General features: G+C 59.8%; 12 protein-coding genes. 4 read left to right on the top strand and 8 right to left on the bottom strand.

Annotation, left to right across the window (positions count from 1 at the left end):
- Window positions 1–108: 108 nt before the first annotated feature.
- The 3 genes from KDX39_RS01045 to KDX39_RS01035 all read right to left on the bottom strand — a co-directional run bounded on the left by KDX39_RS01045 (window position 109) and on the right by KDX39_RS01035 (window position 3,026).
- The gene (locus KDX39_RS01045; RefSeq protein WP_231658899.1) at window positions 109–1,128 is read right to left on the bottom strand and encodes a TRAP transporter substrate-binding protein; all 1,020 of its coding nucleotides are present in this window, start codon (window positions 1,126–1,128) and stop codon (window positions 109–111) included.
- Window positions 1,129–1,191: 63 nt separating this feature from the next.
- The gene (locus KDX39_RS01040; RefSeq protein WP_231658898.1) at window positions 1,192–2,472 is read right to left on the bottom strand and encodes a TRAP transporter large permease subunit; all 1,281 of its coding nucleotides are present in this window, start codon (window positions 2,470–2,472) and stop codon (window positions 1,192–1,194) included.
- Window positions 2,469–3,026 carry a TRAP transporter small permease gene (locus KDX39_RS01035; RefSeq protein WP_231658897.1) on the bottom strand — a complete coding sequence of 186 codons (558 nt, stop codon included), beginning with the start codon at window positions 3,024–3,026 and terminating at the stop codon, window positions 2,469–2,471. The genes KDX39_RS01040 and KDX39_RS01035 overlap by 4 nt, the downstream gene beginning before the upstream one ends.
- Before the next feature lie 585 nt (window positions 3,027–3,611).
- On the opposite strand from KDX39_RS01035, the gene KDX39_RS01030 reads away from it, so the two are divergent.
- On the top strand, window positions 3,612–4,562 hold the full coding sequence (locus KDX39_RS01030) for a DNA/RNA non-specific endonuclease (protein ID WP_231658896.1): 951 nt from the start codon (window positions 3,612–3,614) through the stop codon (window positions 4,560–4,562).
- Window positions 4,563–4,589: 27 nt separating this feature from the next.
- Here KDX39_RS01030 and KDX39_RS01025 read toward each other — a convergent pair whose 3' ends face one another.
- From KDX39_RS01025 to KDX39_RS01010, 4 genes are all read right to left on the bottom strand, one after another.
- The gene (locus tag KDX39_RS01025; protein WP_231658895.1) at window positions 4,590–5,510 is read right to left on the bottom strand and encodes a substrate-binding domain-containing protein; all 921 of its coding nucleotides are present in this window, start codon (window positions 5,508–5,510) and stop codon (window positions 4,590–4,592) included.
- 17 nt (window positions 5,511–5,527) lie between these two features.
- Window positions 5,528–7,513: a methyl-accepting chemotaxis protein gene (locus KDX39_RS01020; protein ID WP_231658894.1), complete on the bottom strand. Its 1,986-nt coding sequence runs from the start codon at window positions 7,511–7,513 to the stop codon at window positions 5,528–5,530.
- Between the two features lie 189 nt (window positions 7,514–7,702).
- The gene (locus KDX39_RS01015; RefSeq protein ID WP_231658893.1) at window positions 7,703–8,536 is read right to left on the bottom strand and encodes a DUF1206 domain-containing protein; all 834 of its coding nucleotides are present in this window, start codon (window positions 8,534–8,536) and stop codon (window positions 7,703–7,705) included.
- Between the two features lie 111 nt (window positions 8,537–8,647).
- Window positions 8,648–9,739: an SMP-30/gluconolactonase/LRE family protein gene (locus KDX39_RS01010; protein ID WP_231658892.1), complete on the bottom strand. Its 1,092-nt coding sequence runs from the start codon at window positions 9,737–9,739 to the stop codon at window positions 8,648–8,650.
- Window positions 9,740–9,921: 182 nt separating this feature from the next.
- Here KDX39_RS01010 and KDX39_RS01005 point away from each other — a divergent pair, with 182 nt between their 5' ends.
- The 3 genes from KDX39_RS01005 (at window position 9,922) to KDX39_RS00995 (ending at window position 11,861) form a co-directional block, all read left to right on the top strand.
- Window positions 9,922–10,293: a hypothetical protein gene (locus KDX39_RS01005; RefSeq protein WP_231658891.1), complete on the top strand. Its 372-nt coding sequence runs from the start codon at window positions 9,922–9,924 to the stop codon at window positions 10,291–10,293.
- Between the two features lie 2 nt (window positions 10,294–10,295).
- On the top strand, window positions 10,296–10,478 hold the full coding sequence (locus KDX39_RS01000) for a DUF1289 domain-containing protein (RefSeq protein WP_099226588.1): 183 nt from the start codon (window positions 10,296–10,298) through the stop codon (window positions 10,476–10,478).
- Between the two features lie 105 nt (window positions 10,479–10,583).
- Complete coding sequence (locus KDX39_RS00995) at window positions 10,584–11,861, top strand: MFS transporter (protein WP_231659344.1); 1,278 nt, start codon at window positions 10,584–10,586, stop codon at window positions 11,859–11,861.
- Here KDX39_RS00995 and KDX39_RS00990 read toward each other — a convergent pair.
- The gene (locus KDX39_RS00990) at window positions 11,848–12,594 is read right to left on the bottom strand and encodes a carbon-nitrogen hydrolase family protein (protein ID WP_371321818.1); all 747 of its coding nucleotides are present in this window, start codon (window positions 12,592–12,594) and stop codon (window positions 11,848–11,850) included. The genes KDX39_RS00995 and KDX39_RS00990 overlap by 14 nt on opposite strands.
- Window positions 12,595–12,635 lie beyond the last annotated feature (41 nt).

Below are 12,635 nucleotides of genomic sequence, written 5' to 3'. Positions count from 1 at the left end.
GACTATTTTCGCGGGGTTACCGGTTTAAATCGAAAAGAAGGTGTCGAGAGAGCAGCGTCAGGCCCGCAGGACGGGTTCTGACGCGGCGAAGGGTGCAGCCTCGCTTCTTTACTGCGATGCACGCGCTTTGGCGATTTCGTCGTACATCATCTTCACCAGGCCGGCATCCAGTTGCTGGGAAAACTCGTCGATGACAGTTTTTACGCGCTCACGAAAACGGTCTTTCTCGGCGGGAGAAATGTCGTTGACCGCAATCTGTTTCTCCAGATTGGCCCGGGCCTTGTCCATGCTTTCGGCCGTCACTTCACGCTGGAAGACCTGCGCCTTGGCGGCGGCATCGCGAATCAACGCTTTCTCATCGTCGTTCAGGCGATTCCAGGTTTTCTGACTCATGATCAGCGACTGCGGGTTGAAGATGTGCCCGGTCGCCGACAGGTATTTCTGCACCTCGAAGAACTTGCTCCCTTCAATCACCGTGTAAGGGTTCTCCTGACCGTCGATGGTGTGCTGCTCAAGGCCGGTGTAGACCTCGGGAAACGCCATCGGCACCGGGTTGGCGCCGAGCGCCGAGAAGGTTTTCAGGTAGATCGGCGACTGAATGACGCGGATCTTCAGGCCTTGCATGTCCTCCAGGCGGGTGATCGGGTGCTTGCTGTTGGTCACATTGCGAAAACCCAGGTCCCAATAGCCCAGGGCGACCAACCCCTTGCTGTCGAGTTGCGCGGAGAGTTTCTGGCCGACCGGGCCGTCAATGACGGCATGCGCTTCCTTCACGTCGTTGAACAGAAATGGAAAGTCGAGCATCGCGAAGTCGGGCGCCTGAGCGGCGAGAATTCCGGAGTTGAGCACCGTGATGTCGAGCGTGCCGCCCTGCAAGGCTGACACCGTCTGCACATCGCCGCCCAGCGTGCCGCCAGGAAACAGCCGTACCTTGATCTTGCCGCCACTGCTTTCACTCAGCAGATCGGCAAACTTCTGTGCACCCTGCCCTTGCGGATGTTCCTTGACGTTCTGGAAGGCGAACCGCAGCGTGCGCTCGCGAATCTCTGCCGCATGACTGGCCACACTCGCCAGCAACAGGCTGGTGGCACAGGCTCCGGCCAAAAGGGTTTTCATCAGTTTCTGCATGTCATTCTCCGGTCTTGTTATTGGAAATGGAGTGGTTGATAGCCTGCGACGTCTGTCACCTCATCAACGGGTCAGGAAACTCAGGGGGACCAGGACCAGTTGCGGGAACAGCACCAATAAAAACAGCACAACGAACTGCGCCAGCATGAACGGCCAGACGCCTCGGATGATCTCGTCCATGCTGATCTTCGAGACGCCGCACACCACGTTGAGCACCGTCCCCACGGGCGGCGTGATCAGGCCGATGGCAGTATTGATCAGAAACAGCACGCCGAAATACACGGGGTCGATACCGGCCATGGTCACTGCAGGCATCAGAACCGGCGTCAGAATCAGAATGGTCGGTGTCATATCCATCACGGTGCCAACCAGAATCACCAGCAGCATGATCACCATCAGCAGCAGGGTCGGGTTGTCCATGAACGGCTCGAGCAACGCCGCCAACTGGTCAGGCAGCTCGGCGATAGTCACCAGCCACGACGAAACCATGGCCGCAGCGACCAGCAACATCACCACCGAAGTGGTCTTGGCGGACGACAGCACCAGTTCGAACAGTTGATTGATCTTCAGCTCGCGGTAGATCACCAGCGACACGAACAAGGCATAAACCGCTGCAACCACGGCCGCCTCAGTCGGTGTGAAAATACCGAACTTCAGGCCGAAGACGATGATCAGCGGCAAGCCCAGAGCCCATGAACCATCCACCAGCGTGCGCAGGATTTCCTTGCCGCTGCGCTTGGGTGGCGGTTCGACGTTTTCGCTGCGCGAGACGAACCACCAGGCGACCGCCAGCGCCACACCGAGCATCAACCCCGGAACGATCCCGGCCAGAAACAGCTTCGAGATCGAGACACCGGACGCGACACCGAACACAATGAAGCCGATGCTCGGTGGAATGATCGGCGCAATGATGCCGCCTGCCGCAATCAGGCCCGCCGAATGCGAACGATTGTGCCCGGCATGGACCATCATCGGCACCAGCAACGCGGCCAGTGCGGCAGCATCGGCCACCGCCGAACCCGACAGCGAAGCCAGCAGACAGGAGGCAATGATCGCCACGTAACCCAGCCCGCCGCGCTTGTGCCCGACCAACGCCATGGCGATATTGACGATACGTTTGGACAAACCTCCGGCGTTCATCACCTCGCCAGCCAGCATGAAGAACGGCACGGCCATCAACGGAAAGCTGTCAGCGCCATTGAGCAGGTTCTGGGCAATGATCTGCGCATCGAACAGGTCCAGATGCAGCATCAACGCAACGCTGACCAGCAGCAGCGCGAACGCAATCGGAATACCCAGCGCCATACTGCCCAGCAGCGATCCGAGAAAGATCATCAGGGTCATGGTCGATTACTCCGCGTGGCAGCAGGTGCATCGGATTTGACGACCGTGTCGGCTTCGTTTTCCCGAACCATGACCAGCGCCTCCTCATCCAGCCGACCACTGAGCGCCAGATACAACTGATACAACAGGATCGCGGCAGCACTGACTCCAAACACCAGGCCCGCAGCGTAGAACACCGCCATCGAGAATCCGGACGCAGGCGCCACCACATGCAGGTTGATCACAGCCTGCTGCCAACTGCCGCTGGAAATCAGCCAGCAGATGTAGAGCATCAGCAGTTGGCTGGCGATCAGGCAGATGCGCCTGCCCATCGGTGGCAAGCGTTTGACCAGGCTGTCGAGGCCCAGGTGGCCTCGCTCTTTCATGGCCACCAGCGCGCCGAGGAAGATCATCCACACGAAGAACCAGCGTGAGAGCTCTTCCGACACGCTGATGCCGGAGTTGAATGCATAACGCAGCACGACGTTGCCGAACACCAGCACAACCATGGCCACCATGCACAGCACGATCAACAGTTTGAGCAGCTTGAAATACAGATCGACGATTTTCGTCATTGGCCAGACCTCGCAGATGCACAAGAGCCAGCGCAGCAGCCAGACACCCTGAAAGCCCTACGTGAAAGGGGCGCCATGTGACGGATCTGCGCTGAAGCGGATGGGCGAATCGGACAACTACTGCGAGCGTATCCAGCCAATGCCTGAATATCGGCATCGACCGTTAACGACGGGTGAAGGTAAAACGGAAAGGATCAATCCCTGGAGCATGACGGTGTGCCTCGATTGTTTTTATTGTGTTCCTGCCTGGAACGGCACAGGCGGATATGCAGTAAAAATGTACCAGCCGGTTAATAACGTCAATGTGTTTTTGATTGGGGTGCGGTGGATCGAATCCCGATTTCAGCGAGCTTCATCCTCGAATAGCAGCCAAAAGCGACGATCCGTGCCGAATAAATGTTTTCTTGGTAGGGATACGTCGCAAACTTGCGCATAAAACCGGGCGATTATCGGATAAGAATGACGAGGATTGCGGTGATTGGCGGCAGTCGGCAATTGCGTCCAGCCAAGCGCAACCTGACGCAGCGCTGTCATGGGTCTATGGTGAACTGAACGCAATCCACGCCCACCGCAGGAGCACGCGCAGTGCCTGACAAGACCTTGAAAGCCGATCTGACCTATCGCCCTCGCCTCGCCGACCTCACCCCACTCAACCCGCCCGCCGGACTGCTCGCACCCCAGGCCGAGCCGTTGGTGGCCCCACGCACCACACCTGCCAGCGATCTGAAGTCGCGCAAAGGTTATGCGGAGAATTTTCTGGGCGACTTCGTTGTGCCCTGGCCCGTGCCGGACACTGAACTGGCCGCCGACGTCTATCCCCTGAAGAACGCCGGGGACCGCCTGGACTACATGCACTTCTCCATCACCATGTCGCGCAGTCGCCGTCTGGCGCTTTACGTGGGCGTGAACATTGATGGCGAAAGCAGTGTGGAGGTGAAGCGCAGCAACGACGCGTGGTCATACGACGGCCGACTGCCTGCCGATGCGCAGATTGGCGAGAGCCTGTATGCCAGCAACCTGTTGGACCGCGGGCATCTGGTTCGGCGGCAGGACCCGAACTGGGGCAAGGACGCGCAAACCGCCAATGCCGACACCTTCCATTTCACCAACTGCTCACCACAGATGAGCGCGTTCAACCAGAAGACCTGGCTGGAGCTGGAGGACTACATTCTTGATAGCACCCGCCGCTGGAAATCTCGGGTGACTGTGTTCAGCGGCCCCATCCTGCGCGATGACGACCGCAGCTACCGTAACGTCAAAATCCCTTCGGCTTTCTGGAAGGTCGTGGCGTTTCTAGGCGACGACGGCAAGCCTTCTGCCAGCGCTTATATGATCGATCAGAGCCGCGAACTGGGCGACTTGAGCATCGTGTTCGGCCAGCTCAAGACCTGGCAACGCAGTGTGGCGCAGATCGAAAAGCTCACCGGCATCAACTTCGGCAAACTCGCGGACTATGACGGTTTCTCCAACGAGGAGCGTCTGACAGGTACCCGCATCGAGGCGCAGATTCGCGGACCACAGGACATCCGACTGTAAGTAACAGTCGGACGCCCTGCTCGTGCATTACTCGAACTGCTGGCGGTTTTCCGGGGTAATCAGCTTGAACGGTACCCAGATCACCGGAGACGCCAGCGTTTCGCCTCGCGCCATGCTCAATGCCGCGTCCACGGCACCGTTGGCCTGACCGACCGCATCCTGAAACACACTCACCGCCAGCTTGCCCTCGGCCATCAGCTTCAGTCCGTCAGGGGTGCCATCAATGCCGCCCACCAGATAGTCACTCGCGTTCTTGCCAGCCTTTTCCAGCCCCATAATTGCGCCGATGGCCATTTCGTCGTTGTTGGCAGCAATGATCGAAAAGTCCACACCCTGCTTGACCCAGTCGATGACGATGGTCGCGGCCTGGCTGCGTTCCCAGTTACCGATTTTCTTCTGCACGACCTTCATGTTCGGGTATTTGGAGACCACCTTTTCCACGTCTTCAGTGCGCATGACCGACGATTTGTTGCTGGGGTCACCCACCAGAATCACCACGTTGCCCTTGTAGTTGGCACGCCGTGCAAGCTCTTCCGCCTGCAGCGTGCCGGATTCCAGTTCGTCTGAACCGACGAACGCCGTCTGCGGCGGCCACTTGGCGGGCTCGGGATTGCGATTGACGAACACCAGCGGAATCTTTGCCTCGTTGGCCAGACGCATCATCTCCGGCGCGCTTTTGCCGCTGACCATCGCGACGACAATGGCGTCGACTCTGGAGCTAACCAGATTACGGAACTGGCGCATCTGCAACTCCACATTGTCCTGGCCGTTCTCCATGAAGATATCGGCGTCTAGCACTGCAATCTGCTTCTCCACACCGTGGCGCAGGATGGTCTGAAAGTTGTCGTTGTACTTGGCCATGCCGACGCCGACCAAAGGGGTGCTGGCGTAGGCCAGACTGGCGGCCAGCAGGCTGGCACCCAGAGAAATCGTTAACCATTGCTTCATGTTCTGACTCCCGGGCATCAAACGCTGAAATGATGGAGCAGCTCACGCTGATCCCTGGCCATTTTCGACAGGTCCTGGCTGCTGCTGGCCGACTGTTCGGCACCGTCAGCGGCCTGTTGGGCAGAGTCGTTGATGTGCGTGACCATGCGACTGGTTTCCTGCACCGTGGCGCTCTGCTCTTCGGTAGCGGCGGCAATCTGGATGTTCATGTCACGGATGGTGCCTACCGCCTCGCCCATTTCCTGCAACAGCTCATCCGCGCCGGACGCCAGCGTGACGCAGTGATTGGACTGGATCTGGCTTTCGTTCATGACCTGCACCGCAGAATGAATCTTGCTCTGCATCTGACCGATCATTTCCTGGATTTCGCTGGTGGACGTCTGGGTGCGACTGGCAAGCGATCTGACTTCATCGGCCACCACCGCAAACCCTCGACCCTGCTCGCCCGCACGTGCAGCCTCAATGGCGGCGTTGAGGGCCAGCAGGTTGGTCTGCTCGGCGATGGTACGAATCGCATCGACAATACCGTCGATGTTCTGGCCGTACTTCTGCAACTCGTCGGTCACCGCCGACGCTTTGTTGACCTGCTCAGCCTGTTGGCGAATGTTGACGATGGTTTCAGCCACACGCTGCTGAACCTTTTCGGTCAGCTCGCTGGTGCTGTCCACTGCGCTACGGGTGTCCTGAGCACGCCGGGCGACTTCCTCGACTGTGCTTTCCATCTCGTTCATGGCCGAAGCGGCCGAATGCAGGCGATCCTTCTGTTCATCGACCACCCGCGTGGTCCGCTCGCTGATCTGCGCATTGTTGCTGGCGGTCAGCGCCAATGTATCGGCCGAGCCGATCAGCTCGCGGAAGGTTTGTTGCAGGGACTGGGTGAACTCGTTCAGATAGCCACCCAGCTCGCCGAACTCATCCTTGCGGCTGACATCGAAGCGCACGCGCATGTCACCTGTGCTCAGGGTTTTCAGCACCTCACGGAACGCAGCCAGCGGGCGACGCAGACTGAAGGCCACCCAGATCCCGATCACGACCGCTGCCAGTACCGCCAGCATGCAGGCGACGAGCAGCAGGCTCAGGCTGGTGGCGATCGTCGAGTCGGCGCCCTCCTTGGCCTCGTTGGCAACCGCCAGCGACTGGTTGCCGAACTCGCCGATCTTGTCCAGCGTGGCTTGAAGGCGTGCTTCGGCGGCCTGACGCTGTTTGCCGACCTGATCAGCCAGCGCCGCTTCCTGACGGTAGGCCTGATAGACGCCGTCAGCACCGGTCAGATCATTGAGCAGACGGTTGACCATCACCCCGGCAATACGCCCGGCGCGAGGGTCGACAGCGGTCAGTTCGCGAGCGCGGGTGCTGATCACTTCGTCCTGCAGATTGAGCAGGCGCTGCAAGGTTTGCATATCAGGCGTCGCAGCGTGCGCGGCCAGACCTTCGTAGGACTTGCCCACTTCCAGCAGCAACTTCTCGGCCGCGGCGACGTTGTCGGCAGAACCGGTGTTGCGCTCGCGGGCTATATAGTCACGCAGGTAACTGGTCAACTGGACGCCCTGACTGCTGCTGTAACCCTGCAGGACGCGGGCCTGCAACATCTGGATGACGTGTTGACGGTGGCTGGCGATCAGGGTCTGCGCCTGCTCGGCATAGGCCGCGCTGAGCTGCCGCTCCTGTGTCAGGTTGTCCCGCAGCGCGGCGCGGTCGCCGATATAGGCAGACGTGCTGTCGAGCAACTGATTGAAACGCGCCATGCTGTCGTTGAACGGCTGCTTGCCGTCATCGATCTGCTTCGGATCATTGCTGACCAGCACGCCCAACAGCGCCTGGTTGGCGCGCAAAACATGCACGTACAGCTCGCTCGCTGCGCGGCTCAACGGTGCCGATTGCCCCGTGATCACGGTCAGACGGTCGCTTATCGAATGGGTGCTCTGATAGCTGATACTCACCATGGCGAGTAACAGCACCACCAGCACGGCAAACCCACCAATCACTCGCTGAAGAATGGTCATGGCTGTCCTCTTTTGTTTTTATGGTGCGCCGGGTGCAATGCACGGTGACACCGGGGCGTCAGCGTGCAAATGAGTCGGAGCTCAAAAAAGGGTGTCGGCTGGGGAATAGGCGACTTGAGGCAGGGTTCACACTATTTCATGTTGCTCGGGCAGTGCCTGACGTCGCCTCAGGCACTGTCCTGATGAAGATCAGCGGAAATGTCGCGCGACCGCTTCAGGCGCATCGGGTACATCCATGTTGATGCGACGCCACGCCGCCTGGGCAAAACTGTATACCGAAAATGCAATCAGCCCGAGCGCCACGATCAGCAGCACCAGACCGCCTGCCGGAAGATCCTGCAAACCGTTGAGCGCATCTTTCATGCCTGGCGGATGCATGGCCTGGTAGCTGGAACCGCTCACGGCAAGCAATACCGCGATCTCGATGAACGCCACTCCCCGCGCAATCAGACCGAAGCGCGAGACAGGACGCACGTAGCGCATGACGTCTTCGTCAGCCTCAAAGTATTTTTCGAACGACGCCTTGTAGCCCTTGATGATGTGCACGATGCCCAGTGCCAGCGGCACCAGCGCCACAACGTAAACGAGCAGGTTGGAGTGGTCCCAGGACAGGATCGACTGCAGCAGATCCTGCGTCTGACCACCGCCTGAGCCGCCTGAACTTTTCAGACCGCTGATCAAAAGGCCCGCAGCGAAGAACGCCAGTGCGCCATAGGTGAAACCGCCAACCAGCAGACCGCCACGAATCACCAGCCCCTTGAGTTCGCGCCCATGATGATCGACATCGCGGGTCGCTTGCAGCACACGCCAGGCGGCGAATGCGAGCAGTCCGAAAACAACAATGCCGACCAGTACGTTACCGAACGGCTGACTCAACAAGGCCTCGAGGCTGCTGTGACTGTCTGCGGGCTGTGAAGAACCCTGCGCCGCCAGCACGGCAAACAGACCGATGATCAGATAGACAACACCACGAGCGGCGTAACCGCCTCGTGCAAGCATGACAAGGCTGCGTTGCGCAGACATAAGGACCTTCCCTGAAAAGAGTGATACACGAACAGACCCGTGACCACTCCAGGGGTTCGAAGCAATTGAGGTGCAGCGCGAAATGAATCGCTCTGCACCCTCGACGTCGCATCAGACGAAGGTCGCGCCTCGGGCATTGACGAACACCGAGTACAGCGAATGGCTGCTCGCCATGAACAGCCGATTGCCTTCCCGACCGCCAAAACAGACATTGGCGCAACGTTCCGGAAGCGTGATGTGGCCGATGGCCTTGCCCTGCGGATTGAACACCCGCACCCCGTCGAGCTTTTCCAGGTCGGCCTGCGGATTGCCGTTGCCGCCCCAGCCACACCACAGGTTGCCGTTCTCGTCGCATTTTATGCCGTCGATGGCGGCGTAATCCACACCCTCGACATGCTTGCGACGCGCGCCCAGCGTGCCGTCATCATTGACCGCGACAGCCCAGATGATGCCATTGGGTTTGGCGCGACCTTCGACGACATATAAGGTCTTCTCATCCGGCGCGAAACACAGGCCGTTCGGCCCGGCCAGATCATCGGCCACCCGGCTGACCTTGCCGTCGGCCGGATCAATGCGGTACACACCGAATGGCTGCGATTGCGGCACCTTGTGGCCTTCGTAGTCGCTGTTGGCCTGGAACATGGGATCGGTGAACCAGATCGAGCCGTCGCGCTTGCAGACGATGTCGTTCGGCGAATTGAAAGGCTTGCCTTCGAAACTGTCGGCCAGCACGGTGATGCGTCCGTTGTATTCGGTGCGTGTGACGCGTCGCCCTTCCTGGGTGGTCGATGACCCTTCGCAGACCAGCAGACGTCCCTGACGATCACGGCACATGCCGTTGGAGAAATTGGAGTGCTCGCGGTACACCGACAGGCTGCCGGTGACCTCATCCCAGCGCATGATGCGGTTGTTGGGGATGTCGCTGACCAGCAGGTAGCGACCATCGCCCACCCATACCGGCCCTTCGGCCCAACGCATGCCGGTCGCGAGCCTTTCGACGCTGGCATTGAAAATGCGCAGGTCCATGAAGCTGTCGTCCAGCACGTTGACCAAGGGGTCGGGGTAACGCTGGGTCAGCGGCTCGGCGACGGAAAAACGCGGCAATGCGCCAATGGCCGCAACGGTCGCCGAGACCGCCAGCGATTTTTTCAGAAATCCCCGGCGGCCCTGATCGGTAGCGGTAACTGCTTGAGAAAAATCCATATGTGCATCCCTTTTTATTTTTAGAGGAGTGACATCGCACCTTCGACGGTGCCCAGGCAGTAGGACAGCGTCAAGGTCGCTCAAGTGCGATGTGCATTCGACAATGAACAGGCTGGGGCTTGAAACCACAATCAGGTATTGTGCTGCGCCTTCATTCATCTCATTTTTCGAGGGATTCAGGCATGCCGTCGAGCAAACGCGAACAGGCACGGACCGAACGACGCTTGATTGCAGCGCTGACACGGGCCTGCGAAACGGCTAAATCGGAGATCGCGGGCTTCTGCTGGCTGACCCACGAAGTCGACTACGCGAACTTCCCGGAAAGTCTTCAGGTGATCTGGGCGTTCGATACCGTGGCGGCAAAGGATCAAGCATTGAGCCAGGGGCTGGGTCAACGCATGATCGAGTTGACTGCCCAGGCGCTGGAAGAATCCGCGATCACGCTGACGACGTTGCCCGGACACGTGCATTTCGACAGCGAAGAGCAGTGCCTGCGCGAGAACGGCGGCAATTGGGAGCTGCGGCTTTCACGTCAATACGCCAGACGAGGTTGACCATGGCCAAGGACATCGAAAACCCCTGCATTTCCGTGTGCCAGCTCAGCGGTGATCTGTGCGTGAGTTGTGGCCGTACCAAGGAAGACATTCGCAAATGGAAGCGCATGAAACGTCCGGAAAAAATGGCCGCTGTGCAACGCGCTGCTCAGCGCATGAAGAGCCTGCAGAAAAAGACTGTCTGACACCGCTTATTCATGAAACATGCTGAAACTTCTTTAAAACGGCTCAGGTCTGTATTTCTCGTGGCTCGGTGGGTTGGAGTCTGACGAATTACGAGAATGCTCGCCTTGGCCAGTCATGCAGATCGCCGCAATACCCTGTCTCTGGATAGCCTGAACTTTTTCCTCGCCGATGTTCGCGACGGACTGGGGCCCTACCTCGCCATTTACCTGTTGGCAGTACACAAATGGGACCCGGCCAGCATCGGCGTGGTCATGACCATCGCGGGCATTGCCGGGCTGGTGACCCAAACACCCGCGGGTGCCCTGATCGACCGCACGACCTACAAACGCGCCATCATTGCCGCCGCTGCGTTACTCGTCACCCTGAGTTGCCTGGTGCTGCCGTTCACCTCCTCTTTCACGCTGGTGGCGCTGACTCAGGCACTGAGCAGCGTCGCCGCATCGGTCTTCGCCCCGGCCATCGCCGCCATTTCGCTGGGTATTACCGGACCGCGCGCCTTCACCCGACGCACCGGGCGCAATGAAACCTTCAACCACGCAGGTAATGCGTGCGCAGCGCTGCTGGCCGGAGGGTTCGCTTACCTGTTCGGTCCGGTTGCCGTGTTCTATCTCATGGCCGCCATGGCGCTGGCCAGCATCATTGCTGTCAGCTTCGTTTCCGCCGACGCGATCGACCATGATGTGGCGCGAGGTTTCGATGCCAGTCATAAAATCCATGACGGTGCGCCGTCGGGCCTGAAGGCCCTGCTGAGCAACAAGCCGCTGCTGTTGTTCGGCATCTGCTGCGCCCTCTTCCACCTGGCAAACGCCGCGATGCTGCCGCTGGTGAGCCAGAAGCTTTCGCAGATCAACATGCAGATGGCCACGCCGCTGACCTCGGCCTGCATCGTTGCCGCGCAACTGGTCATGGTTCCAGCGGCGTTGCTGGTGGGTGTGAAAGCGGACGTGTGGGGCCGCAAACCCTTGTTACTGGCAGGTTTTCTGATCCTGCCGATTCGTGGCGTGCTCTACACGTTGTCGGACGATCCCTACTGGCTGGTCGCGGTGCAGATGCTCGACGGCATCGGTGCCGGTCTGTTCGGCGCGTTGTTCCCGTTGATGGTCAAGGACCTGACCCAGGGAACCGGACGCTTTAACGTCAGCCTGGGGGCGCTGTCGACGATGTTCGGTCTCGGAGCTGCGCTGAGCAACAGCCTGGCAGGTTTCGTGGTGCATTCGGCGGGTTACAGTGCCGCGTTCCTGACCCTGGCAGGGGTGGCTGCGGCGGCGCTCTGTCTGTTGTGGTTCGCCGTGCCGGAAACCCTTACCCAGTCCGAGCGGAACTCCGATGGAAAGGGCCCGACCGATTCCGACCCTGACACAATGACCGTCACGCCAGCCTGACCGTCTGCACCTGCCAGCCGTGCGGCTGGCAGGTCGCGATTACCAGTCCATTTCCTGCCCCTTCCAGACCGCCTTTCCAACGGCCCTCTTCGTCCCACAGACCGCTGCGCCCGGCCGATTCCCAACCGCCGGTAGGTCCGCCGTGGTTGGCCATCAGGACAGGTAAACCGTGGCGTCGGGCATGGCCTTGCAGCAGCGCTGCGTCCTTTTCGTAGCCGCCAGGTGAGATCAGCACGCTGGCCGCATACACCCAGGCCTTCCCCGCAGCCATGCGGTGTACGTGTTCGGGATGACTGAAGTCGGCGCACACGCACAGACCGATCAACTGCTGCCCCAGTGGCAGGAAACCGTCTGTTGATCCGGCACTGAACACCGCGTCCTCGCCGGGGTGCAGGTATTGCTTGGCGTAAGCGATGACCTTGCCTTCTGCGGTGAAGGTCAGCGCGCCAATGTGGACGGTGTCGTTCGGCCCTTTCAAGGGGATGCCGACGGTGGTAGCCAGATTCAACTGCATCGCCAATGAGCGGATGAGCTCGAAACGACTGCTATGAGGGTCGCAGGCCAGTTCATGAGCAATGTCCGGCTCGTAGCCGGTCAGGGACAGCTCGGGGAACAGCAGGTAATCGGCACCTTGTTCTGCGGCACGGCGCATGAAGGTCAGGTGGCCATCGAGATTGTGCGCAATCTGGCCCCGCTCGGAATGGAATTGCGCGGCGGCAAGTATCGGGGGCATGGCAGTCTCCATGAATTGTTCGGCAGGTCAGCGATCCGTCC

Origin of the sequence: Pseudomonas sp. CDFA 610 (assembly GCF_021147865.1) — a bacterium.
Taxonomy (GTDB): Bacteria; Pseudomonadota; Gammaproteobacteria; order Pseudomonadales; family Pseudomonadaceae; genus Aquipseudomonas; species Aquipseudomonas alliivorans.
This window is presented reverse-complemented; position numbering and strand designations above follow the sequence as displayed.

What these genes read in the sequence shown, in the direction of transcription:
- KDX39_RS01000 (WP_099226588.1), top strand. Translation starts at nt 10,296, where the DNA reads ATGGCCAAGGACATCGAAAACCCCTGCATTTCCGTGTGCCAGCTCAGC.
- KDX39_RS01040 (WP_231658898.1), bottom strand. Translation starts at nt 2,472, where the DNA reads ATGACCCTGATGATCTTTCTCGGATCGCTGCTGGGCAGTATGGCGCTG.
- KDX39_RS01015 (WP_231658893.1), bottom strand. Translation starts at nt 8,536, where the DNA reads ATGTCTGCGCAACGCAGCCTTGTCATGCTTGCACGAGGCGGTTACGCC.
- KDX39_RS01045 (WP_231658899.1), bottom strand. Translation starts at nt 1,128, where the DNA reads ATGCAGAAACTGATGAAAACCCTTTTGGCCGGAGCCTGTGCCACCAGC.
- KDX39_RS01020 (WP_231658894.1), bottom strand. Translation starts at nt 7,513, where the DNA reads ATGACCATTCTTCAGCGAGTGATTGGTGGGTTTGCCGTGCTGGTGGTG.
- KDX39_RS01005 (WP_231658891.1), top strand. Translation starts at nt 9,922, where the DNA reads ATGCCGTCGAGCAAACGCGAACAGGCACGGACCGAACGACGCTTGATT.
- KDX39_RS01025 (WP_231658895.1), bottom strand. Translation starts at nt 5,510, where the DNA reads ATGAAGCAATGGTTAACGATTTCTCTGGGTGCCAGCCTGCTGGCCGCC.
- KDX39_RS00990 (WP_371321818.1), bottom strand. Translation starts at nt 12,594, where the DNA reads ATGCCCCCGATACTTGCCGCCGCGCAATTCCATTCCGAGCGGGGCCAG.
- KDX39_RS01035 (WP_231658897.1), bottom strand. Translation starts at nt 3,026, where the DNA reads ATGACGAAAATCGTCGATCTGTATTTCAAGCTGCTCAAACTGTTGATC.
- KDX39_RS01010 (WP_231658892.1), bottom strand. Translation starts at nt 9,739, where the DNA reads ATGGATTTTTCTCAAGCAGTTACCGCTACCGATCAGGGCCGCCGGGGA.